17 protein-coding genes and 3 pseudogenes are annotated in these 24,066 nt (G+C 49.6%); 11 read left to right on the plus strand and 9 right to left on the minus strand.

The features are described 5' to 3' along the window. On the minus strand, window positions 1-818 hold an 818-nt coding region (locus BWI97_RS25080; protein WP_102203269.1), incomplete at its 3' end, for a pirin family protein. A gap of 284 nt (window positions 819-1,102) precedes the next feature. On the opposite strand from BWI97_RS25080, the pseudogene BWI97_RS25085 reads away from it, so the two are divergent. The 3 genes and pseudogenes from BWI97_RS25085 to BWI97_RS28640 all read left to right on the plus strand — a co-directional run bounded on the left by BWI97_RS25085 (window position 1,103) and on the right by BWI97_RS28640 (window position 5,650). After that, window positions 1,103-3,740: pseudogene (locus tag BWI97_RS25085) on the plus strand (HEAT repeat domain-containing protein). Window positions 3,741-4,700: 960 nt separating this feature from the next. After that, on the plus strand, window positions 4,701-5,417 hold the full coding sequence (locus BWI97_RS25090) for an SGNH/GDSL hydrolase family protein (protein WP_233208028.1): 717 nt from the start codon (window positions 4,701-4,703) through the stop codon (window positions 5,415-5,417). Next, window positions 5,396-5,650, plus strand: a complete 255-nt coding sequence (locus BWI97_RS28640) for a hypothetical protein (RefSeq protein ID WP_233208029.1) — start codon at window positions 5,396-5,398, stop codon at window positions 5,648-5,650. Before BWI97_RS25090 ends, BWI97_RS28640 begins: the two co-directional genes overlap by 22 nt. On the opposite strand, the gene BWI97_RS25095 is transcribed toward BWI97_RS28640, so the two are convergent. Continuing rightward, complete coding sequence (locus tag BWI97_RS25095) at window positions 5,642-6,490, minus strand: AraC family transcriptional regulator (protein WP_102203270.1); 849 nt, start codon at window positions 6,488-6,490, stop codon at window positions 5,642-5,644. The two genes, BWI97_RS28640 and BWI97_RS25095, sit on opposite strands and share 9 nt — an antisense overlap. A gap of 175 nt (window positions 6,491-6,665) precedes the next feature. Here BWI97_RS25095 and BWI97_RS25100 point away from each other — a divergent pair, with 175 nt between their 5' ends. The 3 genes and pseudogenes from BWI97_RS25100 (at window position 6,666) to BWI97_RS25115 (ending at window position 12,404) form a co-directional block, all read left to right on the plus strand. Continuing rightward, complete coding sequence (locus tag BWI97_RS25100) at window positions 6,666-7,613, plus strand: NADP-dependent oxidoreductase (RefSeq protein ID WP_102203271.1); 948 nt, start codon at window positions 6,666-6,668, stop codon at window positions 7,611-7,613. A 33-nt stretch (window positions 7,614-7,646) separates the two neighbouring features. Continuing rightward, window positions 7,647-8,569, plus strand: a pseudogene (locus BWI97_RS25105) (NADP-dependent oxidoreductase). Between the two features lie 613 nt (window positions 8,570-9,182). Further along, window positions 9,183-12,404: a carboxypeptidase regulatory-like domain-containing protein gene (locus tag BWI97_RS25115; RefSeq protein ID WP_369826670.1), complete on the plus strand. Its 3,222-nt coding sequence runs from the start codon at window positions 9,183-9,185 to the stop codon at window positions 12,402-12,404. A gap of 151 nt (window positions 12,405-12,555) precedes the next feature. Here BWI97_RS25115 and BWI97_RS25120 read toward each other — a convergent pair whose 3' ends face one another. From BWI97_RS25120 to BWI97_RS25145, 6 genes are all read right to left on the minus strand, one after another. Continuing rightward, a complete protein-coding gene (locus BWI97_RS25120; protein WP_102203274.1) occupies window positions 12,556-13,383 on the minus strand; it encodes an SGNH/GDSL hydrolase family protein in 828 nt (275 codons plus the stop codon). 181 nt (window positions 13,384-13,564) lie between these two features. After that, the gene (locus tag BWI97_RS25125) at window positions 13,565-13,870 is read right to left on the minus strand and encodes a hypothetical protein (RefSeq protein ID WP_146011028.1); all 306 of its coding nucleotides are present in this window, start codon (window positions 13,868-13,870) and stop codon (window positions 13,565-13,567) included. Window positions 13,871-14,598: 728 nt separating this feature from the next. Continuing rightward, a complete protein-coding gene (locus BWI97_RS25130) occupies window positions 14,599-15,519 on the minus strand; it encodes a bifunctional UDP-sugar hydrolase/5'-nucleotidase (RefSeq protein WP_102203276.1) in 921 nt (306 codons plus the stop codon). A gap of 14 nt (window positions 15,520-15,533) precedes the next feature. Continuing rightward, complete coding sequence (locus BWI97_RS25135; protein WP_102203277.1) at window positions 15,534-16,301, minus strand: 5'-nucleotidase C-terminal domain-containing protein; 768 nt, start codon at window positions 16,299-16,301, stop codon at window positions 15,534-15,536. A 127-nt stretch (window positions 16,302-16,428) separates the two neighbouring features. Continuing rightward, window positions 16,429-16,713 (minus strand): hypothetical protein, encoded by a 285-nt coding sequence (locus BWI97_RS25140; protein ID WP_094812836.1) that lies wholly within the window; start codon window positions 16,711-16,713, stop codon window positions 16,429-16,431. Between the two features lie 1,002 nt (window positions 16,714-17,715). Further along, window positions 17,716-18,111 carry a VOC family protein gene (locus BWI97_RS25145; RefSeq protein WP_199182099.1) on the minus strand — a complete coding sequence of 132 codons (396 nt, stop codon included), beginning with the start codon at window positions 18,109-18,111 and terminating at the stop codon, window positions 17,716-17,718. 282 nt (window positions 18,112-18,393) lie between these two features. On the opposite strand from BWI97_RS25145, the gene BWI97_RS25150 reads away from it, so the two are divergent. From BWI97_RS25150 to BWI97_RS25170, 5 genes are all read left to right on the plus strand, one after another. Then, window positions 18,394-19,479, plus strand: a complete 1,086-nt coding sequence (locus BWI97_RS25150) for a spore photoproduct lyase family protein (protein ID WP_102203278.1) — start codon at window positions 18,394-18,396, stop codon at window positions 19,477-19,479. 111 nt (window positions 19,480-19,590) lie between these two features. Continuing rightward, the gene (locus BWI97_RS25155; protein WP_199182100.1) at window positions 19,591-20,040 is read left to right on the plus strand and encodes a TetR/AcrR family transcriptional regulator; all 450 of its coding nucleotides are present in this window, start codon (window positions 19,591-19,593) and stop codon (window positions 20,038-20,040) included. 180 nt (window positions 20,041-20,220) lie between these two features. Continuing rightward, window positions 20,221-21,108, plus strand: coding sequence for an NAD(P)/FAD-dependent oxidoreductase (locus tag BWI97_RS25160; RefSeq protein WP_102203279.1), 888 nt, complete (start codon window positions 20,221-20,223; stop codon window positions 21,106-21,108). Window positions 21,109-21,264: 156 nt separating this feature from the next. Then, complete coding sequence (locus BWI97_RS25165) at window positions 21,265-22,065, plus strand: helix-turn-helix domain-containing protein (protein WP_102203280.1); 801 nt, start codon at window positions 21,265-21,267, stop codon at window positions 22,063-22,065. A 72-nt stretch (window positions 22,066-22,137) separates the two neighbouring features. Further along, a complete protein-coding gene (locus tag BWI97_RS25170; RefSeq protein ID WP_102203281.1) occupies window positions 22,138-23,100 on the plus strand; it encodes a nitrilase family protein in 963 nt (320 codons plus the stop codon). Window positions 23,101-23,442: 342 nt separating this feature from the next. Here the strand turns inward: BWI97_RS25170 and BWI97_RS25175 are convergent. Then, window positions 23,443-24,066: pseudogene (locus BWI97_RS25175) on the minus strand (hypothetical protein); the annotation flags it as partial.

Here is a 24,066-nt window from a genome sequence, read left to right on the forward strand (position 1 = left end):
CGGCCCGCCTGCCAGTCGGCCTTGGCCTGTTCAATCCGTTCTTTACTGGAAGAAACGAAGTTCCACCAGATGTAACGATCGCCCAGGTGTTCACCACCCAGTAACATGATCGTACTGTTTTCAACCGCCACTAAGACTGGATCAATACCGGGCGTAAAAACCAGCAACTGCCCTACGCCGTAGCGATGACCATTGATTTCCACGCTGCCTTTGGCTACGTAGGCTCCCCGTTCGGAGTAGCCCAGGGGAATGCCAAAGCGGGTTCCGGCCTGTAAAACCACGTGCACGTAAAACAGCGGCGAATGGGTTTTGACATCATTTTTAACCCCAAAAGCCTCCCCGGCAATGAGTCGCATCCACACCCCTTTATCGGTAAAAACCGGCAATTGATCGGGCTGGTAATTGGTAAAAGCCGGGTCCGTTTCTTCGTCGGCTTGGGGCAGGGCCACCCAGGTTTGTAGCATCTCCAGCGATCCCCCGGCCAGCGTTGCCGGATCTTCGAAACGCTCGGAATGGGCAATGCCGCGACCAGCGGTCATCCAGTTCACTTCGCCGGGACGAATCACCTGTTCTACGCCCAAACTGTCGCGATGCGTAACCAGACCATTGAACAGGTAGCTGACTGTCGACAAGCCAATGTGCGGGTGCGGCAGCACGTCCATACTTGGCAACTGCTCGGCGGTAAACTGTACCGGACCCGCGTGATCCATAAAAATGAACGGGCCGATCATGCGTCGAAGCCGGTAAGGCAGAATCCGGCGAATCGTAAAGTTATTACCCAGGGTTGCGGGTCGGGCATCAATGATGAGGTCTAACATGGCATTTGGGATACATTAGCAATGAATGGTAGTACGTTTCAGTCCCTGACTCGTTCGACAGGACTTCCAGGTTCACTACGGGTATATAAAGAAGGCCATTATTCCATAACGTCTTTCAACGTTCTGTTTTCATGACAAACGATACGTCACAAAACACGGACCGGGACTTGAAAAAGCCATAATTAATAACGATTTACAAATATTAGGGAAAAGGCTGGCTTTTGCGGTCTAAAAGATAAGCGTAACCTATACATTTGCATATTCACGAAACCTGCTCTTCCCTAATGCTTAAGATTACTCTTCCGCTGATTACAGCTTCCTTATTACTATTCTGGAATACCTCCCGCACGGATCGCCCGCAGTCGCTTCCCTCGCAGCGGGTGCTCATCGACTCCTTGCCCAACGGAACCAGCTGGCCCGGAGAATTACGGGTGACTCCTTTTACCGGACCGGAGCTGACGCCAAGTCCCGCCTGTCTGGCCGTATCACCCTCGGGAGAAGTATTCGTAGGGGTGGATAAAATGGGTTCGCTGGGTAAGAAGCCGGGGCAGGGCAGTATCGTCCGCCTTGTTGACAGCAATCACGATGGCAAGCTCGATTCGCATACCATTTTTGCTAAAGTCGATAACCCACGAGGTATTTTGACCATTGGCGATCAGGTATTCGTACTTCATACGGTTTTCTCGAAGGAAAAGGGCGTGGCTACGGGGATGGACCTGGTCGTGTTCGACGATAAAAACCATGATGGCGTAGCAGACGGACCTTCCCGCCCCCTGATTGAGCACATCAGTAACCCAAATTTTCTGCAAAGCCGGGGAACGGATCACGCGACCAACGGCATCCGTCAGGGCATTGATGGCTGGATTTATATCTCCGTGGGCGATTTTGGTTTCCATGACGCCGTAGACCGGTCGGGGAAAAAACTGACCATGCTCGGCGGCGGAATCGTGCGGGTACGGCCCGACGGTACGGAAATGGAAGTGTATGCCCATGGCACGCGAAATGTGTACGACGTCGCTATTGACCCGTACATGAACATTTTCACGCGGGAAAACACCAACGACGGCGGCGGCTGGAACGTCCGCTTCAGCCATTTACTCCAAACGGGTGAATACGGCTATCCAACGCTGTTCATGCATTTCACCGATGAAATCATTCCCGCTCTGGTTGACGTGGGCGGTGGTTCGGGTACGGGCTCCTTGTTTATGGACGATGATACCTGGCCGGAGAAATACAACCGCGTGCCGATGATGGCCGACTGGGGTCGGAACCAGCTGTACCTGCACCGCGTAACGTCCGATCAGGCCAGTTTACGCAGAAGAAGAGGAGTTTATCAAACTTCCGCAGATTACGGATATTGACGTAGACGCGTCCGGACAGGCCTATCTGTCCGCCTGGGATGGTGCCGGCTATTCGGGTAATCCCGGTAAGGGTTTTGTGGTACGGGCGGTTCCGAAAAGCTGGAGTTACAAGCCCTTTATGGAAGTAAAGAAAGCCAATGTTGAACAGCTAGTCGGGGCATTGAAGCTGGGTAGTAGCGTAGCTCGTCTGGCTGCTCAGCAGGAATTGCTTACGCGTCCGGCTGCCAGCGTAGCTCCGGCCTCCTGGACGTTGGTGACGGATGCTGCTCAGCCGCTGCACAGTCGGGTAGCCGCTTTGTTCACCTACGCTCAGTCGGCGGGTAGTCAGGGCATCGGTAATCTGGTCAAACTGACCGAGGATGCCACCTTGCGGGAATTTGCTCTCAAGGCTCTGGCCGATCGGAAAGCCTGGGCTCAACAGGCTCCGCTTGAACCTTTCCTGAAAGCTCTGAACGATCCTTCGGCCCGCGTACAAACGGCGGCCATTATTGGTCTGGGCCGTCTGGGAAAACCGGAGGCTGCTACGGCTCTCTTGCAGGTGAAAGTACCGGCCTCTTTCGTAGCTCCTGCAGGCAATACCGAAGGACCGCACGCGACACCTAACTCGGCGATCGTACCAGCCCACCTGGCCGCTCGGGCACTCGTGAGCCTGAATGCCGTTGACGCCTGCGTAAAAGCACTGGGTACGGGACAATCCACCCTGGCTTTATGGGCCTTACGTTCCATGCACGATCCGAAAGCAGTAGACGGTATCATCGCTGCGTATGGCAAAACCAATGATGCTGCGTTGAAAAAGCAAATGCTGGTAACCCTCGCCCGTTTATATCAGAAAGAAGCCGATTACGACGGAAGCTGGTGGTGGAGTACGCGACCCGATACGCACGGCCCGTACTACAAAGCGATTGCCTGGGAATCGTCGCCGAAGGTGAAGGATTTTCTGATGAAACAGTGGCAACAGTCTGGTGACAAAGCCTTCTACGCGGATCTCAACAGCCGTCTTCGCATGAACATCGCCGAATGGGGTGGACAGGAGACTACGGTAGCGAAAGAAGAGGTTAAAGTAGACCTGGAGAAAATCAAGAATAAAAAAGGTCAGGTAGGCGAGTCGTCCATCGAGGATGTCATGCTGGCTCTGGAAAAACTGAAAGGAAATGCTACGCTGGGTAAAACCCTGTTTACGCAGCAGGGCTGCATTGCCTGCCATAGTCTGAGCCGTAACGAACCCATGAAAGGTCCGTTTATGGGACAAATTGGTTCGATCATGAGCCGGGATCAAATTGCGGAATCCATTCTGAAACCCAATGCCTCCATTTCTCAGGGTTTTGCAACGGTTATGATCACTGCGAAAGGCAAGAAAAGCTACATGGGCTTTGTAACGGAAGAATCCGCCAGCCGGGTCGTACTTCGCGACATTGCCGGGCAGGTATACACCATCAAAGCTTCGGATATTATCAGTCGGAAAGAAATGGAAAACTCGATGATGCCTGCGGGGCTGGCCAACGCCCTTTCGTACGAAGAATTTGCCTCCCTCGTCACTTTTTTGTCAGAGCAGAAAAAATAGACGGTCGAGGATTCTTATCAACTTATTAATAAGAAGGGCACGCAACATTGCGTGCCCTTCTTATTTTATTAACAATAACCCCTAAATTTTAGGTAGTTAATCTTAGCTTAAAAAGTTTATATTTTTTTATTAAGCAGTTGTATACGATGTAAAAATATACTTACTAAAATAAGGCTGGTTAAGCAGGGAGGGCGTTGTGATTTGTAAATCAATTACTACAGCAATCATTCATTAGTAGGCATCAGATCCATGCAATTGATTTTGTAAAAGTAAAAGGCTATTTGTGCTTTTAAAAAACTGACGTAGCAATAAAAATCTGTACTAAAAGAGACGTTTACGAGAAAAAATGAATGATAAAACAAGTGAATGGGCTTACTAGAAAAGTAGTGGCGAGATAAAATAGAGGTAGCCGTAAAGGTTATGTTCTGGTGAGTTTTTCAAAAATACATCTATTATGAAGCTCATTTTATTTACCTGCAGGTATATATGTTAATTGAAATTAACTAAAGACAATGTACTAAAGCCTAGTATTAATACTACATTAATTACTTAACTTCTTCTATGGTAAATATCAAATTTACGATATAGGTTTGAGTGTTTAAAAAGTGTATCTGCTGGTTTTTTCAGGATGTGAAGGAAATAATTTGCCTGCGGGCAATGGCTGAGGAAGGGAACTGAGAATGCCATACGACATCCGAATTATTAATTAAATTGACGGTTATGCAGCTCTCAACTAGACTATGTCCAGTTGTAGACTCAAATGGGGTACTCGCAGGCGGCTTGTACCCCATTCTTCTTTAATACGCCTGAAACGAAGGCAGAAATCTGGGTTCTTCCAGGCACTACAGGGTGATGAATGAAATGAAGGGGCTTATCCCGTAATTTTTCTAAAAAAAATCCCCGGCTTATCTTCGGCGATAAGGGACTTTTCCCGCTATTTGCTCTAAACCAACACAAGTAATGCGTTTGATTTACGCTGTTTTAACCAGTAAGCGTTTCGCAGTGCTAATGCTTGTCAGCCTGTTGTATCAGATCAACCTGAAGGCTCAGCCCTTTTCCAGACAGGTACACCGGATTGTTTTTCTGGGTAACAGTATTACGTACGATGGCCGTTACGTAACCGATGTAGCGGCGTACCTACGCGTGAAATATCCCCGTCAGAACTATGAAATCATCAACGTGGGTTTACCCAGTGAAACGGTATCGGGTCTATCTGAGCCCAACCACGCGGATGGTAAATTTCCCCGGCCCGATCTGCACGAACGGTTGAGTCGGGTTTTGCAGCAAACCAAACCTGATCTGGTAATTGCCTGTTATGGCATGAACGATGGAATCTACCTTCCTTGGGATGAAAGCCGGTTTGCTGCCTTCCGTACCGGAGTGCAGTGGTTGCATGATCAGGTCGTGAAGGCGGGTACCCCCATCATCCACGTTACCCCGCCCGTATACGATGAGAGTCGGGGACAGGCTCAGGGCTACGCCGCCGTACTGGATCGCTACGCCGAATGGCTACTTGCCCAGCGGGAAGCCCAACAGTGGCGGGTACTGGACCTTCACTTTCCCATGAAAACGTATCTGGAAACCCAACGACAACAGAACGCCACCTTTACCTGGCCGAAGACGGTATCCACCCGCAGGAACAGGGCCACTGGCTCATGGCTCAACAACTCCTGGTAGGGCTGGGGGAAGATCAGGTAGCTACCGCGACGGATGCCCGGGCGAGCGTCGCTTTTCACCCCAAAGGTGCCCAGCTACTGGAACTGGAGGCGGAAAAGCAGTCCCTAATGAAAGACGCCTGGCTGACGGCTACGGGTCATCAGCGTCCGGGCATGAAAAAAGGGCTACCGCTGGCGGAGGCTCAACAGAAAGCCGCCGCTTTGACAAAGCAGCAAAAAGCTTTATTACGCTAGTGCGGATTTCTGCTGGCGACGGAATACGGTCGGACTAATGCCCCGCTGTTTTTTGAAGAATTTGTTGAGGTGACTTTCGTCAGTAAAACCCAACTCGTAAGCAATTTCATTAATTCGCAGGTCACTATGTTGCAGCCGGGCTTCGATCAGCTTCGTCCGGTAGTTGGTAATGTATTGCTGCATGGTTTCCTGCGTGTGTTTTTTGAAGTAACGGCCGAGGTACGTTTCCGACAGGCCGAAGTGTTGGCTAACGGCTTCCGCCCGGATTTTTTCGGGTTCGTAAATATGATTCTGAATGTAATGCAGAATGTCCAAAGCCCGCTCGTCGGTATGGGCCTGCACCTGCTGGGGTAAGTAGCGGGCGATGTTTCGGGTGACAATGACAATCAGCGTATTCACCAACTGACGAATGAGTTCCTTGTTGTACCGATCCCGCTGGGCATACTCACGGATGATGGCTTCTACGAGCGGCTGTACCAGCAATTTGTCGGGCTGGTTGCGAAGAATACAGCCCGGCTGATGGTTGGCATTTTGCAGAATAAATTCCAGTCGCTGAATATCGTCAGCCTGAAAGGTATTGGCGTGCAGGTAAATGTCGGTGAACCGCAGGAAAAAGAATTCCGTCGTCGTTTCGATTGCAAACGAGTGACAGTCTTCCGGCGTAATCAGAAACATATGCCCCGGACGGTACGAAAATTTGTTCTGATTAATACACTGAACGCCGGTACCCGACAAAATATACACCAGTTCAAAAAACAAGTGCTGGTGCCCGCCTTTAGGACAGTCATCAARGGTTTTGTGAACAATCGTAAAAGGCTCGTGCAAACGTTCTTTCTGCATCGTTGTAAGAAATGAATGGTACGTAAAAGGCTTTTCACACCGTATACCACGTAGGGTCGTTGCGGTACCGATTTTGCCGCGGTAGACACAAATGTACCGGAAATGAGAAAAGAACTACCGGAAAGGGTCGGGGAAACTGGTACAATTTTGCACCGAACTTAGAACCACAACCAGCATGAAAGCCATTGTAATTAATGAATTTGGAGGCGTCGATCAATTCGTTTATACCGAGCTGCCCGTACCTACCGTACAGGAACATGAAGTCCTGATTCAGGTAAAAGCGATCAGTATCAATCCCGTTGATGCGAAAACGCGGGCGGGAAAAGGCATGGCCGGACGATTAAAATCCGTTCATCCGCTGATTCTGGGCTGGGATGTTTCCGGGATTGTTACTGAAATCGGTTCCAGCGTAACGGATTTCAAGGTTGGCGATGAAGTATTCGGAATGGTCAATTTTCCCGGTCATGGTCAGGCCTATGCCGAATACGTGGCTGCTCCCGCTGACCAGTTAGCTTTGAAGCCGGCTAATGTTAGTCACGAAGAAGCCGCTGCCGCCACCCTGGCTGCTTTGACGGCTTATCAGGCGATGGTGCATAAAGCTCCCATTCAGCCGGGCCAACGCATTTTGATACACGCCGCCGCTGGGGGAGTAGGTCATTTTGCTGTACAAATGGCGAAACATTTCGGAGCGTACGTCATTGGTACGGCTTCAGCTTCGAATCAGGCATTTGTGCAAAGTCTGGGAGCCGATGAAGTCATTGATTACACTGCTCAGCCCTTCGATGAAGTCGTATCGGAGGTGGATCTGGTACTTGACTTCGTGGGAGCCCTGCCCGTTCTGGAACGTTCACTCCATGTGCTTAAACCGGGGGGTACACTCATCAGTATTCCTACGGGATTGCCCGAATCTATTACGCAGCAGGCCACGGTTCAGGGCATCAATGCCTTTTTCTTCCTGGTACAGTCCGATGGAGCCGATATGCAGCAAATTGCCGCTTTACTAGCCGATGGCAGGGTACGACCCCACCTTTTTAAAACCTATACCTTGGATCAGATGGGCGAGGCTCATCTCCAACAGGAAACGGGTAGAACCGTGGGTAAGCTCGTTGTAACCCTTGTCTAACTACTAAAGGTATCTGGTATGAAAGCCATTGTCATGGAATCCCTTGCCGGGCGTAATCAATTACAGCTCCGGAACCTGCCCCGCCCCCGTATCCAGTCCGGCGAGGTACTGGTACAAGTGAAGGCTCTATCCATTAATCCGGTGGATCACAAAACCTTACAGGGGAAGGGGCAGTACGAAAACATTAAGAACGACCCGCCTCTGATTTTGGGTTGGGACATCGCTGGCGTAGTCGTTGAAAGTACCGCGACCGCCTTTAAAATGGGGGACGAGGTATTCGGAATGATCAACTTCCCCGGTCATGGCAAGGCTTATGCCGAATACGTCGCCGCCCCCGCCGAGCATTTGGCTCTGAAACCGACCTCCGTTTCCTTTGAAATCGCAGCAGGTACGGCTCTTTCCGCTCTGACGGCGTATCAGGCCATTCGAAAAGCGGCCGTCAAAGCGGGCGAGCGGGTGTTTTTGCAGGGAGCCGCCGGAGGCGTTGGTTTTTTCGTCGTACAAATGGCCAAGGCTCTGGGGGCTTACGTCATCGGAACGGCGAAGACAGAAGACGAAGCCATCTTGAAAGCCCGGGGACTCGATGAATGGATTAATTACCAGACCACTGATTTTGAACAGGCCACGCAGGATATTGATTTTGCCCTGGACACGCTCGGAGCCGAAGCCGCCGTAAAAGCTCTACATATTCTGAAACCAACGGGTCGGCTCATCACCATCCGAGTGGAAAGGGGGAAGGCTGGAAAGCGGAGGCTGAAGTACGGGGCTTACAGGCGGATTTTCTGTTCGTCCATTCCAGCGGCGAAGACATGCAGGTACTCGCTGATTATCTGGCCAAAGGACTGATTCAACCCCGGATCGCTCACACGTTTACCTTCGATGAAATCATCCAGGTACACGAACAAATGGAAGCCGGTACGCTCAGTGGTAAAATTGTCGTACGGCTGGATTCGTAAGGTTCAAACTCCAAACTCCAAACGCATGGAAACCCGCGGATTTACCGGGTTTAACGCGGGAAATTACCCTGGCCGAAGTTCCCGCCGTTCTTGAAACCCTGCTGAAAGGACAGATGCAGGGTCGGGCTTTGGTCCGCATCGGGTAGGCTCGTTTCTTTATTCTTCCCTGCTTCATCTTTGGGTATTTTTCCGATAAAACGGCTCCTTCGGCTGGCGGTGGGCTAATGATGTACCATTCCCTGTTTGGCTGCTTACTCTGGGAAAACGGAAAGGACATCGTTTGGCAGGTAGTACCCAGGGCTTTCTGAACATTCCCTGTTGATCAATTTTTTAAATCAGGTCAAATGGGATTTGATCAGTCAGCGGCCGAATCAGCAAACCATCGGCGTCAATGGTCCGTCCGTCCTCACGACCGAGCTATGACGCAACTACTTCGGCAGCTGCAACAGCCCAAGGGAATTCGCTTCAAACGGAAGACTAAAGTAGCGGAGTGACGCTGGAAGATTCAGCCCGTTTGCGGTTTCATGACCACACAGAAGCATTTATTGCGGAATTCATTCGTATTGATTTCGTAATAGGCGGTTAATATCCAGGTAATGTTAGAGCTGTCTATTTGCGGGAATTTTACGCTTTATTCCCATTAGATGAAAAATCTCTATTAGTCGCCCTCCTTATCATTTTGGGTACGTGCTGGCTTTCTCAGCCTTTGTTTGCCCAAACGACGCAAGCCTCGATTTTCGGGGTCATTTACGAAAAAGATAATTCACCCTTACCGGGAGCCACGGTTCAAATCAAAAATGAATCAACGGGCTTTACCACCGGAACCGTTACCAATGCCAAAGGTGAATACTCTTTTAAAGAACTTCCCTTAGGGGGCCCCTACAACGTGAGTGCCACCTTCGTTGGGTACGGTGAACAGAAGCGAACGGGCTATATGCTCAACCAGGGTGACGCCATCCGCGTGAACCTGACCATGCAGGAAAACGAGCAAAGTCTGCAGGTGGTGGAAGTCGTTGCTTCCGGTCTGAAAAACAAAATTGAAGACCTGGGTACGGCCACGGCCATTTCGGCAAAAGCCATGCTGACACTGCCCGTAAACGGTCGGAATTACCGCTCTTTAATGGACCTTTCTCCGCTGAGTCGTGGGGATAACCTTTCGGGTCAGCTGGCCTCTTCCACCAACTTTACCATTGATGGGATGACGGCTAAAAACCCGACCTCGGCCGGAGCCACCACCAGCCGAAGCAATGCTCCGTATTCGATTTCCATGGAAGCCATCCGGGAGTTTAAAGTCGTGACCAACCAATACGACGTAACCTTTGGCCGGGCCGGGGGTGGTACGGTGAGTGTGGTAACGAAAGCCGGTACCAACAAATTTACGGGTAGCATTTTTAACTATACGCGGGCGAACTGGCTGTCAAGCCCTTACGACATTCGGGGAAACAAACGCGATGCTCCTTTCTCGACCAATCAGTACGGTTTCTCGCTGGGCGGTCCGATTATTAAAGATAAACTCCACTTCTTCATGGTATGGGATCACCAGCAGGATTCCCGCCCACTGATCATTGCAGACATTCGGACGGCTACGGATGAAAGCCGTTTTAACGTAACAACCAATACTCTTGATCAGTACATTACCATTGCCCGTAGCAAATACGGTATGTCGCCCGAAGGTCGTCAGTACGGCAATTTTGATAAAAAACGCGGTTCGGATGCGGCTTTTGCCCGGATTGACTGGCAGATCAACAACAAGCACCTGCTGACCCTGCGGAATAACTTTACCAGCGACGTCAATAAATTAGGTTTAGCTGATAACACGGCCATCAACCTGTACGAATCATACGGTAACGATTACAATGTTGACAACAGCTTACTGGCTACCTTACGCAGTACGCTGAATCCGCGGATGACCAATGAGCTGAAACTGCAGCACCTGTATACCTACCAGAAAAGTAGCCCCGGTGATCAGTTGCCCGGAGCCAACATCCCTCGGGCGATCGTTGAAAACGTAGCCTCTACCCTGACCGGAGGCCGGAATGCGACCACGAACATCCAGATGGGTGGTCACCGTTTTGCTCAGGAACGTTTCCGCAACAACGTATTTCAGTTGGTAGACAACCTGTACTACAACACCGACAAAGTACAGTATACCTTCGGTTTTGACGTCATGTACACGAACGCTTACTCGGTGTACGGTAGTGAAGTAAATGGTCGCTTCCACTATAACGCGGAAGTAGATCCGACGACGGGCCGCACGATTACAGCGTTGGAAAACTTCAACAACCTGAAGCCTTACCGCTACTACCGCGAAGTACCTTTGATGGATGACTGGGGTGTAACGGGTAAAACGCTTAACGCGGGTATTTACGGACAAATGCAAACCAAGATTGCCCGTGGTCTGGACATGACGGCCGGTCTACGTCTGGATTATACGCTTTATCCTTCTTCGCCGCTCAACCAGGATTTGTTCAATGAACTGGGTATCCGTACCGATAACAAACTGAAGGCTTTTGTCGTACAGCCTCGTCTGCAATTCACCTGGGATGTAAATGAGCGTCACACCGATTATGTACGTTTTGGCGGGGGGGTGTTTGCTTCCGACATTAACAACTACATGGTTATCAACAACCTGACGTTTGACGGCAAGCACCTGGCGACGGTGGATGTTCGGGGAGCAAATGTACCGAGACCGGACTTCAATGCGTACCGCAATAATTACGGTAGTATTCCAAGCCTGGCTCAGTTCCAGTTGCCCACCATCAACACCTACGGTCCGGATGTTCGTATTCCCGTGGTGTATAAAGCAAACCTGTCGTACAGCCGCTTCCTGACGGATCGTCTTCGCGTAGGAATCGCCGGGTATCTGTCACTGGGTCGTAACAATTACACCTACGTAGACCGCAACATGGTGGCTGATCCTTTCTTCCGTCTGTCGCAGGAAGGCAACCGGGGCGTGTACGTACCCTTGAACAGCATACCTACGAGTGGTGTACCTGATTGGCTGGAAGGTCGAATCAGCAAGAAATATGGTCGCGTGCTGGAGCTGGTTAGCGAAGGAAAAGTAAACCAGCTGGCTTTTGTAGCCGACGCTACGTTCCGTTACTTCCGGGATGGGGAAATCACGGCCAGCTATACCTGGAACGACATCCGCGATAATACGTCCTTTAACGGAAACGTAGCCAACTCAGCAACCCTGTCCCTGCCCGTAGTGGATGACCCACGTAACCTGAGCCGCGTAACGTATTCCGATGCTCATTTCCGCAGTAAAGTGGTCTTCGCCGCTACGCTGCCTTCGTTCTACGGTATTACCATCGGGGTTCGGTACTCGGGCATCGGCGGTACGCGTTACTCGATGTTGTCAGGAGCAAATAACAACGGTGACTTCGTAGCGACGAACGATCTGGCCTATATTTTCAGCCGTACCAACGGTAGCGTTCCTGAGAACGTACGTACGGGCCTACAGGCGATTTTGGATAACCCTGACGCTAGTCAGAGCATCAAAAATTACATTCTGAAATACGAAGGAAAAATTGCGGAGCGTAACGGTGGAATCAATGGTTTCTACGGTACGTTCGATGTACGGGCCAACAAGAAGTTCAAGCTTTATAAAAACCACGCTCTGGAAATCTCAGCGGACGTATTCAACTTTTCGAACCTGCTGAACAAAAACTGGGGTGTAACGAAAACCCTGGGTACGCAGACGCTGTATGGTTTGCAGGCCGCTGGCTTCGATAAAACGGCTGCTCGTTTCAACTATCGTGTGAACACGGCGGGTGTAGTAAACCCCTCCGGCAACCCCTACCAGATTCAGCTGGGTGCCCGGTATAGTTTCTAAGCAAACGAGTATCGGATAGTTAAGCTTTTGATAAAAAACACCACGGCCCCAAAGACCGTGGTGTTTTTTATTCATCATAACGTACGATTCCTTACACGCTAAAAACGACTCTGACCAACAACTAATAACGAACACCCATCAACAAAACTCCTCACTTCCGTCCCTTCCATTTGCTCAGTAAGCGGTCGGCGATGATCTCGTAGCCAGCGTCGGAAGGATGCAGACCGTCGTACGTCAGGGCTGCGGCTTCTTTGGGGTAGGGGTATTCGTCGGTATCGGGATTGAAGGGTACGCCGATGAAGTCAGGGTAAGGATAGTCGCGGTACTGACCCGTTTGGGGATCTTTCAGGCGTTTGAAGCGGACAAGTTTTTCCAGAGCCAAATCCGAATCGTGGTAGAGGTCAACGACGGGGTACTTCTCCAGCTTTCCAATTTGGTTAATAGCCTCGACCACCTGTTCCAGTCGCTGTCCATTTTTCTCCTGATACGAACCATACGCCTGATTCTTGAAATTGTTGATGTATACAAAATCTACCCGCTGCATTGGCGTAATCAGAATAACCCTTGCGGATGCATTAAGCTGTTTGAATTTATCCAGAATGATACGAAACGAACCGTAAATAGTTTCGGCTCCCGTGTGCTGCTCGTAATCCGTCAGCGTACCCAGGGCTTTTCCCTGCCACCAGTCGTTCGTACCCAGAAAAACGGTGTAGACATCGGCTTTCACCAGCCCCAGCGATTCAATTTTTTGGGCAATCTGTACCGCCGACCAGCCATTATGACCCTGGTTGATGTAGTGGATTCGCGGGTGGCGTTCCGTAATCAGGGTTAGGTAACCCTTCGAAATCCGATGTTGGGTTTCATCGGTATGATCATTGAGATACGTAATGGAGTCACCCAAGGCCAGCCAGCTTAGGTTACGCGGAGCGGATCCTCCGCAAACAAACAGGATACTGACCAGGCAAAGTAATTTTTTCATGCGGTTAGAGATTCAGTGAACGTGTCAAAGATAGGTGGAGACTTTCATGGGGACATCCTGATCAGTACCGATAGATTAAATCATGAAACGCATCTCCGGTAGTACAAAGCAAAAAAGCTGGAACATGCACACCAGGGTATGACATGTTCCAGCCTGAACCAGACAACGCGTGAGCTGGTATTTACTCTTTTTGCTGAATGTTCACATGACCGCGAACATTAAAGATTTCAAACTGAAGGTCACCTGCCACAATCAGCATATAAGCCTTTTCCTGTAACTCAGAGGCTATTTTGGTTTGATTCATCAGCAGGCTGTCAGCCAAACGAATGACTGTATCATCGTCAGCGGAAAAAGAAGAAAGGAGAATTTCTTTAATGGTTACGTGTTGGGCGACTAAAAATTCAAGGCGTGTCATGTTCATTGGCGGATGAGGGTCATCAATAAATAAAGTATAGCGTTTGGATTGAAAAAAAAGTACTGTACGCAATGTTTAAAAGGGGCTTCTAAAGCCCAGGATGTCTCATAAGTTAGGAGTTAAAATAGGACAAAATACGATAAGGGCGGAATAACCGTACAAAATATACGTTTGGTAAGTTAATAACAGAGTTATTTAATTTTTGTTGAACAAAATTACTAGTTGTTGTGAACAGAAGCTAAGTAGTAAGTAAGCCATAAATGAGTTGGACCAATCAGGAATTTAGGCGTATTCGATTAAGGTATGCTTACTAAATCAGAGGCCTTTTCGTGTAACAACCCCCTAAATATGGTGGGTTGTTAGTAGTTAAATTACATCTGCCTACCTTTTTTTTAAGCCTTGTATGTTTGTGACGTTTACGGGTAGAGTTAGCAAACGTGTTAATTGTGTTCGAAAACATCTATTGGGTGAATCTCCGTTAGTTGAATTGGATAAGGGGATTTTCATGAAAACTAACGGAGTCCCCTACTTTCCGAATGCCCCGCTGCTGAAGCGGGCCTTTCTGGTTGTGCATCATCCACCCACCTATAAATTAGTTTCCGTAAAGCCTGTCTGCTCTAAATCAGACAGGCTTTTTACGTTGGAATAGAATACATACATACATACGATGACCCGAAGAATCGCAGCGTAAATAGATGATTTTACTGATTTAGTCACGCGTGTCGTAAGCTCCCCTTGTACGCAAAAGTCCCCGTCAGTTATTCCATCCCGAAATTTTGGCGAGGACTTTTAATGTTTCATCAGGCAACCGTCAGGTTATTCCCGGAAGAAAATACCTGTTTCGTTACGCGGTCGAATGTAAAGTCCAGCCGACCCAGGTTAATTCCACCGAACCCGACCTGATTCACCAGTACGGGCTTCTTATCGAGGTTGGTAAAGATTTTGGGTTCGGGCAAAAAGGTATGCGTATGTCCCCCAATAATCAGATCAATATGCCGGGACTGGGCCGCCAGAATGGGATCGATCAGTTCACCAGCCCCGCCTTTGAAACCCAGGTGAGAAAGGCAGATGACCAGACTGCACTTTTCCTCCTTTCGCAAAAACGCCGCTACTTCATTGGCTTTGGTCAAGGGGTCGAGGTACTGGGTTTCTCCGAATAATTTCGCCGGAATCAATCCTCTGGGTTGAATGCCTAAACCAAATACGCCAATACGCAGGCCATTAACTTTAAATACTTTATAGGGCTTGACTACATCCTGTAAAGGGGTGTTTTTGAAATCGTAATTAGCAACCAGTACGGGAAAGGTCGCGTGGTCACGGATTTGTTTGGCGTACAGTTCCATGCCCCCGTCGAAATCGTGATTGCCCATGGTAATGGCGTCGTAGCCCAGCATACTCAGACTCTGTACTTCGGGTTCTCCGTGAAAGAGATTAAAATAGGGCGTACCCTGGAAAATATCACCGGCATCGAACAACAGTACGTGAGATTCCTCCTGACGAATTTTACTGAGTAAGCGAGCCCGATTGACCACACCACCTTTGCCCGCGTTGCGGTCACCGGCCGGAAAGGGATCAAGGTGACTGTGGGTATCGTTGGTATGAAGAATGGTTAATTTAAGCGATTCAGCTTCTGCCTGGGCCCAGCCATCAAAGTTACCCAGCAGCAAGGCTCCGCTTAAACCCGTAAGTTGTCGAAAAAATTGGCGACGATCAGAACGCATAGAAGGTAGGGGATTTAGCGGAGGGTCGTACGACCGTCCAGCTGGGGATTAAGAATTTGATGTTGCTGACCTTTGCTAACGAAATAATCGCGGATGGCGTCTCGCATGAGGTAATTCAGCGGTTCTGATTTCAGGCTGTTTTTCAGAAAGAAAGCACTATCGCCGCCCGTGGCTACGTAGTCACTGACGAGGATACGGTACGTTTTCTGCGGATCGAAGGGCTGACCATTCACAGAGATTTCCAGCGGCTTTTTAGTATCCTTATCCAGCACCAGTTTCAGGCCAGACTGCGGGTCCTGTCGGGCTGACAGGTATTCAATAAACTGACGCATGGTTTCTCCCGATATCGTCAATACCACCAGATCATTGTCGAAAGGCATGATTTCGTACACATTCCGTAGCGTAAGATTTCCCGCCGGAAGTTCGGACCGTATGCCGCCGTTGTTCATGTGAGCCAGATCAATCGTAGCTCCGTAACGTTTCTGGGCCTGCTCGCGAAACAAATCCGTCAGTAGATCACCTAATTCTGATTCTACGCCTCCTTTTTTGAGATATTTGGCCGACTGCACCAGTACCTGGTTCATCGAGCGGTCCAGACTATCGTGGTACGTTTGCAGGTATTGGGCCAGATTTGAACCCGGCCCCGAAACAAGCGAAGGGTTGGACGGATCCGTTACTTCAAGTAATGCCGATCCCGTGGAACGTGCCGTGTAGTAATGCGTACCGGAGCACGCCGATACCACAAACATTCCCAGGAGAAGGGTCCAGCTGTGTTTATGCATGTGTGACTAAATGAAAGCTCATCCTAGGTACGAAAGTACGCAGGGATTTGTTCCGTACACGCATAAAAGTCATCCTTTTCTACACGCAAATGCAGACAAAGGGCTTGAAATTCAATGAAAAGCGGGATTATTTGTTAACCTGAAGGAAAGTATCGATGAAATTTTTCAGAAATAGGGCCTGCTCGTAATTAAGCACGCAGGAAGCTTCATATTCTTCCAATTCCTGGGAATGATGATTGGGAACTGCAATGAGCAGGGTTATATCCAGCCCCAGCTTAGAAATGGGCTCTTCAATAACGGGCATCTCCTGTACCTTAAGAATGGCAGGATTTCCTTCCTCCGATACTGCCAACTGAACATTATCTTTCATCAGATAACCACTGGCATTGAATTGTAAAGCCACTGTTTGCATGGATCGTTTGGGTTTACAGGTTGAATGAATGTAAAAACGTAGCCTTTTTCTAAAAATACTAAGCCACTGGTGTTTAGCAAATGCGAAGAAATGCGATTTAATTCAACCAGTATTCCGACACAGGTGAGAAAAGAAATGTCTCTGGACAAACCTCACTTGTATTGAATACCTGCCTTTTCTTTTGCTTCTAGTTTCAGGGCCTGCTTTTCGGGCTACGTTCTTAAACTGCAGAACGTGCAGGGATTCGCTCCTGCGTTATCAAATTCAATTCTAGGATTCGAGGTTGGGAAAGCGTACGCCGGAGGGTTTAGTTTGCTGCGATACCATTCGTTTTGCAGAACCTGAGTGAAGGCTGCTGGACTGACTGCCGTTAAGAATACTTTTCAGGTTAAAGAAAGCTGGAGTGTCTGAACCTGTATTCCGTTAGAGGTACCCAGAAATCAAATCGGACCCATCAATAGCTAGCAACGCATCTGTCTACCGGGGGCAAGCTATTGATGGGATACGGGTGACCGGTATTCGTCAGCGTTTTCAGTCAATCTCTGAATTTAGAAAAGAGAGGTTGCTACACCTAAAGAAATTGGGGTTTTGATTGCTTGACGTAGCTGACCGGGCAGCTTATACGCGTTCAACCTTAAAATTGATTTAAGTCAGCTTCGGCCGGAGTAATCAACACTAGGTCAATTTACCTACTACCTTAACTCCGCACATGGTATTATAGGGAGGTTTTGTAGCATTATAGATACTAACCATGTGTATACGAATGTTAACTTATTTCCCGAAAAACGGATGAAAATTACCATTTATCGAGTAAAAGCTACCATTTGTCGAAGAACGCCAACATTTTATCACTTTAAAGCCATTTTTGTATCACTTACTCGGTCGAGATAAGTGGCGGCTTTGATGACTGGGAAGTTTAAACGTATGAAGGTCTATCTGTGACGACAGATAGACCTTTTCGTTTGTAGGGTGGCAAAGGTAAAAAAATAAAACAATTTATTCTCAAGCCTGCTCCGGAGTTAGATAAGTAACCAGATCAATACCTACCCCATTGGGATCCGCAATCGCGAAGTGATAATCGCCCCAGGGTTCTTTCCGTAAGTCAATTTGCAGAGGTACGCCCAGGGTTTTCATGCGTTCGTAGTACTGCTCCACATCAGTAACTTCAAGGGTCAGATAAATTCCAGTTCCGGGAAATGCCGGATGAAACAACGGTTGTTGTGAAGCATGATCGGGTTGTAGAAAGCTAATCTCTGCCATGCCCGAGGGGTGGTGCAGCAGCACGAAAAAGTCATTTTCAAACGTAACTGCAAAATCCAGGACGTTTTGGTAAAAGGCTTTGCTTTCGGCAAGTTTTGGCGTAATGATTCCTACGTTCATTTTCAAGGTTCCAGACATCGTGCGTGTATTTAAGGTTACAATAGCAAAGCTCTGATGGCTGGATGACAGCCCTATGTCAGCAGGAAAATCCGATGGTGTATTTTTACCGGGGCAAAACAGATGTACTTGGTTCGGAAGTCTTCTTTACCAAAAAATTACAGGTATAGAATATCGAAAAATAATTTATAAATATCTGTAAATCAATAGTATGAGTTTAAAAATACTTAGGTTATACTGAATTAAAAAGGGTGTTTCAGGGTTTATATAAAAGCAAAGAGACCAACCCTAATTCCGTATCTGATGGTAATCATTCCCGAGGAAATTACATCTAGTTTGAGTCCTGCTGTCTCCAGCCGATTGTGGTTACCCAAGCGGGTGCTCTTTACGCCAGACGCGTTGGAAGAACCTTTCGGTCAGCAAATGTACCAGCGGATGCAGGCTCTGGATTTACCCATTGAAGTCCTGAAAAATAACCGCATTACGGGTTTGCGTGGTGCGGACGAACGCGAAACCTACCGAAACGCCAAGAATACCCTGGCCGTGGTGAAAGCTCCGCCAAGTGCCCTGCGACTGCAACCTACGCCGCCTTCGGCCGACTGGCAGCTCAACCTGGCCGAAGGTTGTCCGGCTCACTGTCAGTACTGTTACCTGGCCGGAAGCTTATCCGGACCGCCAGTCACCCGGGTTTTTGCCAATCTGCCGCAATTGCTGGCCCATACGGCGACCTACGAACGGGAAGACCGCGTGACGAGTTTTGAAGTAAGCTGTTACACCGACGTCATTGGTATTGAGCACCTCACGGGCAGTTTGGAAGAATGCGTCCGGTATTTTGGTACCCGCCCGCAGGCTCAGTTGCGGTTTGTGACCAAGTACGATCAGGTAAACCCCTTGCTGAACCTGCCCCACGAAGGCCGGACGCGGGCACGGGTAAGTCTAAATGCCGAACCCATTGCCCGCCGCCTCGAAGGCGGAACGGCATCGGTGGTGGCTCGTATCGAAGCCCTGCGAAAACTGGCGTTGCCCCGTGCCTTTGGGGGCGGAGGTTATCCGGTAGGTGTGGTGCTGGCTCCCATTATGCCCATTCCCGATTGGCAGCAGCACTATACGGACCTGCTGGATCAGTTAGCCGATCGCCTGGATTTTCCCTGCGATCTGACGGTTGAATTCATTACCCACCGTTTCACCCCTGGCAGCAAGGCGGTATTATTCGGCTGGTATCCCAATATTGGCGTTGAAATGGACGAGGGCAGTCGGGCCAGCAAGTACAATAAGTTTGGGGGTGTGAAGTTTGTGTACCGTCCCGAAATGATGCAATCCTTGCGAACATTTTTGACCCGGGCCTGGCAGGAGCGTTTCCCGAAAGCCCCGATTTCATACTGGACCTAGAAACCGAATCAGCCGAGTGGTAACGCCTCACCACTCGGCTGATGCAGTTAATGGATCGGGTACAGAGGCCACGCTTCCCAATAAATTTTTCGTAGTTTTGTCTTTTACGGTATGCAAAACACCCAACAAAATATCATCGACGCCGCCATTCTCGTCTTTAACGAGGATTATTCCGCTCCGCTGGAAAAGGTAGCTGAGAAGGCCGCCATTACCCGGCGGACGCTTCACCGCTACTTCAAAACCCGCGAAGCGTTACTGATGAGTTGCCAGAAGGAAATGCAGCGGAGTTGCCGGACCGCCATGATGCAGGCTCTGGATGCTTCGGATGATCCGCTGAAGCAACTGGAGAATATGATGTACGCGGGTGTGGAATGCGGAGCCAAGTTTTCGCTGTTCAGCAAACTACATACCCGACCGGAACATCTGCATTCGTCACAAAACCCTGATTGTGCTCAGTATGATGCCTTTTACTTCGCGGTATCGGGGCGTCATTACGCAGTTGCAGGCTCAGGGTTTGATTGCATCCGAGTTTACGGCGGAATGGATTGCCATGTTTTTTAGTGGAGTAATTGCTGCGACGGTCAATGCCGATGCAATGGGCTCCGTAGCTAAAACCAGCCTCAAGCATTTTGCCTGGCTTTCGTTCAGTAAAGGCGTAGGGCTTTAAAAATTTTTGCCTTGAAATGTCACATATATGTGACAAAAGTCTTATGTTTGTGACGTTACTTTCCTGAAAAGACCATGAAACAATCCGTAGACGTTGTGATTATTGGCGGTAGTTACGCCGGTTTAGCCGGGGCTTTGAGCCTGGGGCGAGCCATTCGGCAAGTCGTTATCCTGGATAGCGGTCGGCCCTGTAATCGTCAGACCCCCCATTCCCATAATTTCCTTACGCAGGATGGCAGTACACCCGCCGAGATTGCGGAACGTGCCAAAGCTCAAGTACTGCAATATCCCACGGTTCGTTTCCAAAGCGAAACGGCTGTCAGCGTAACGGGGCAGGATATGAATTTTACCGTGACCACGGACGCGGGTTCCGTTATACAGGCCAAAAAACTGTTGTTCGCTACCGGCATTCGAGACCTGATGCCCGCCCTGCCCGGTTTTTCCGAAAGCTGGGGCATCTCGGTCATTCACTGTCCGTATTGCCATGGGTACGAGTATCGCGATCAGCCAACGGGCATTCTCATGAACGGAGAAACCGCTTTGGAAATGGGTCGCCTCATTCGCAACTGGACCCCCCAACTGACCGTATTCACTAACGGACCTTCCACTATTCCGGATACCTCTATTCTTAGTTCGCTTGGGATTACCATTGAAGAAACGCCTTTACAGGAGATCGTTCACGAAAGTGGCTACTTACAGCATTTGGTGCTCGCCGACGGCCGGAAGTTTCCGTTGAATGCCCTGTACGCCCGCCCGCCTTTTGAGCAGCACTGCCCATTGCCCCGGGACCTGGGGTGCGTACACACGGAAGAGGGCTACATTCAGGTAGATGCCCTGCAAAAAACCAGTATCGCCGGAGTGTATGCCGCGGGTGATGCCACGACCATGAAGCGAGCCGTGAGTGCCGCCGTCGCGGCGGGTATGATGGCGGGTGTAGCGATAAGCCGGGAATTTTTACCTTAAGTGTACGTTCAGCCGGGAAAAGCATCCCGGCTGAAGTTTACATGAAGCGTGAGTCGGAGGGGTGTCCCGAAAGTCTGTAGGTACTAGAGTCGACAAAAAATCGTATGTTGCGTAGGCTTTGTCTCTGGTTGAAGGTTATCCAACTCCTCTTCGGCGATGCAACTGATACCCGCTCCCGCTTTGCTGCCGTTCATCCGGCACTATCTCTTCATCCGGCATTCGTTTGAAAGCGTACAAAAATTACGGTTGTTCCCGGACGGTAGTACGGGCCTGGTTTTCTCCTTTGATTCGCTTTTACAGGATGATCGGGACGACCTGCTCCCGGCCTCCTTCGTTTATGGACAGATCAGGGAGTACAAAACGGTGTATACGAGCGGAATTACCCATCTGATCATCGTGGTTTTTCAGCCCTACGGGATGAGCTCTTTGTTGGGGATACCCGCTTCGGAGCTAAATAACCAGATCGTAGAACTGGATCTCATACTGGGAGCGGCAAGCCGTGATTTCTATCACCAGCTCAGCGAATCAACTGACGTCCAGGCAAATCAGCAGCAGCTCAATCACTTTTTCGAAACCTTGCTTAGGCAGACAACGGATCGGCCGCAACCCCTCATCACCGCCGCTACGCAGTGGATCATTCAGCGAAACGGATGCTTTAGGGCTCGTGAGCTGATGCAGTTCACGGGTTATGAACAACGGCAACTGGAGCGTAAATTCAAGGAAGTTGTTGGGGTAAGTCCGCAAAAAATGGGCAGTATTGTTCGGCTGCATCATTTTCTCAAACAGGTACAACAGCCCCAGTATAAACATGGGATGACACCAGCGGTGTACGAAGCGGGCTATTATGATCAGGCCCATCTGATCCGGGAATTTCGCAAGCTGACTGGCCTTACGCCTTCACGCTACCTGAAACAGCAAAATCGTCTGGCGGTCAATTTCCTTCCTTCACCCGACTAAGGCTTGTCGAATTTGTACAATTCTGCTGCCAGCGGGTTCCGTATTTTTGGGGCCTACTCAAACAAGCCTCTTATGCGAACCCTGGTTATGGCCACCGCTCAGTTTGAAAACAAGAGTGGTGACAAAGCGTATAATCTTTCCATCATCGATCAACTGGCGGGCAAGGCCGCTCAGGCCGGTACTCAGGTGATTACCTTTCACGAGTGTTCCATTACCGGCTATACTTTTGCCCGACACCTGAGTCGGGAACAACTGCTGGCTATCGCCGAGCCTATTCCTTCGGGACCCAGCATCGCTGAATTGATCCGTCTGGCCCAAAAGCATCAGATTGCGATAGCGGCGGGTTTATTCGAAAAGGATGAACAGGATCGTCTGTACAAAGCTTACGTCTGCGTGGATCAATCCGGCGTATTGGCGAAGTACCGCAAGTTACATCCCTTCATTAATCCACACCTGACGCCCGGCGACGCGTATTGCGTGTTTGATCTGTACGGCTGGAAATGCGGTATCCTGATTTGTTACGACAACAACATCATCGAGAATGTGCGGGCCACCAAACTGCTCGGAGCCGAGATTATTATGATGCCACACGTGACCATGTGTACCCCCTCGACTCGTCCCGGAGCCGGTTTTGTAGATCCCAAACTCTGGGAAAACCGGAAATATGACCCCACCTCTTTGCGAGCTGAATTTGACGGACTCAAAGGGCGGCAGTGGTTGATGAAATGGCTACCCGCCCGAGCCTACGATAATGCCGTGTATGCGGTCTTTGCAAACCCCATCGGCATGGATGATGATCAGCTCAAAAACGGGTGCTCCATGATCTTGGACCCCTTCGGTGATATACTGGCCGAATGCCGATCCCTGGATAATGAAGTAGTAATCGCAATCCTGACCTCCGACAAACTCACGCAGGCCGGAGGGCATCGCTATCTACAGGCCCGCCGTCCTGAACTGTACGGGCAATTAATTAGTCAGCCCCATGAATCCGAGCAAAAAGTAGCCTGGTTGCAAGCCGACATGGACAAAGCCTAAGCAAGAAGTATAGCCAATGTAGGTTTACCCTTTGACAAACAGAAAAATACTACGGAAAGAAGGGTTATACGAGTACTCCTAATCTGTAATCCCTGTACCAGACCGATTCCCGGAAACCATACGGAGCGGCCTTGCGATAACGAGTAAACGATGGGCTGGAATCCGGCACAAGAACAGATCATTCCCAACTGGGAAATTGCCTGTGTATCCCAGCCGAAATTCGGCAGGTGAAGGCCAGCGTTCGCTTCCGCGATCCGTTTCCGAAAGGGGAGTAAGGCCTAAAAAAAGAACCCGAAAGTGTCGAGCTTTCGGGTTCTTTTTTAGAGTCAATGGGAAGAAATCTTAGTCATTATGACCTTCGCTGCTTTCAAAACCCAGTAAAGTGAGGCGTACGGGTTTGGCAGATACTTTGTGTTTGGTGGTCGTAGCCAGCGTTTCGAGGTTAATCTGATGGACTTCACCCGTAGTCGGCAGGGCAATGTACGCAAACCGATTCGTGGCTTCCAGTACGGGTTTGTACGTAGCTCCTGAGTCGGTCGTGCCGATTACGTTGCCTTCTTTGATCAAACGGTTACTGGCTAAATCATACACCCGCAGTTTACCATCGAGCGAAAGGACGAGCAAACGATTCCCGGCATAATCTACCTTACATTGAAAAGCATCCGTACCTGCGTAAATGGGAGTGATCTGATTGCTGGACAGATCGATGAGATACGCACCCTTGGTTGCCACAAAACCAATGAATTTCCTGGTCGCCGCCGCGTAGTAAATGCTGCCGAGGCGGTACGCTCCGAAGCCTGCGGGATTCGCAATCATCCGTTGTTCGCCGTTCGATGTAACAACCAGTACGCCTCCACTGGTAGCCTCGGCTGAAGTAAAGGCTCCGAAAACCGCGTTTGCTCCATCCGTTGCGTTGCCGTGAATGGCTCCAWCTGGTAGACGCGTGCGTCGTTTTGCCCTGCTTGT

Source organism: Siphonobacter sp. BAB-5405, from assembly GCF_002872335.1.
Taxonomy (GTDB): domain Bacteria; phylum Bacteroidota; class Bacteroidia; order Cytophagales; family Spirosomataceae; genus Siphonobacter.

Coding starts and splice junctions, on each gene's coding strand:
- BWI97_RS25140 (WP_094812836.1), bottom strand. CDS start 16,713: ATGCAAACAGTGGCTTTACAATTCAATGCCAGTGGTTATCTGATGAAA.
- BWI97_RS25090 (WP_233208028.1), top strand. CDS start 4,701: ATGCGTTTGATTTACGCTGTTTTAACCAGTAAGCGTTTCGCAGTGCTA.
- BWI97_RS25160 (WP_102203279.1), top strand. CDS start 20,221: ATGAAACAATCCGTAGACGTTGTGATTATTGGCGGTAGTTACGCCGGT.
- BWI97_RS25155 (WP_199182100.1), top strand. CDS start 19,591: ATGCAAAACACCCAACAAAATATCATCGACGCCGCCATTCTCGTCTTT.
- BWI97_RS25100 (WP_102203271.1), top strand. CDS start 6,666: ATGAAAGCCATTGTAATTAATGAATTTGGAGGCGTCGATCAATTCGTT.
- BWI97_RS25170 (WP_102203281.1), top strand. CDS start 22,138: ATGCGAACCCTGGTTATGGCCACCGCTCAGTTTGAAAACAAGAGTGGT.
- BWI97_RS25130 (WP_102203276.1), bottom strand. CDS start 15,519: ATGCGTTCTGATCGTCGCCAATTTTTTCGACAACTTACGGGTTTAAGC.
- BWI97_RS25150 (WP_102203278.1), top strand. CDS start 18,394: ATGGTAATCATTCCCGAGGAAATTACATCTAGTTTGAGTCCTGCTGTC.
- BWI97_RS25145 (WP_199182099.1), bottom strand. CDS start 18,111: ATGTCTGGAACCTTGAAAATGAACGTAGGAATCATTACGCCAAAACTT.
- BWI97_RS25135 (WP_102203277.1), bottom strand. CDS start 16,301: ATGCATAAACACAGCTGGACCCTTCTCCTGGGAATGTTTGTGGTATCG.
- BWI97_RS25165 (WP_102203280.1), top strand. CDS start 21,265: ATGCAACTGATACCCGCTCCCGCTTTGCTGCCGTTCATCCGGCACTAT.
- BWI97_RS25120 (WP_102203274.1), bottom strand. CDS start 13,383: ATGAAAAAATTACTTTGCCTGGTCAGTATCCTGTTTGTTTGCGGAGGA.
- BWI97_RS28640 (WP_233208029.1), top strand. CDS start 5,396: ATGGCTCAACAACTCCTGGTAGGGCTGGGGGAAGATCAGGTAGCTACC.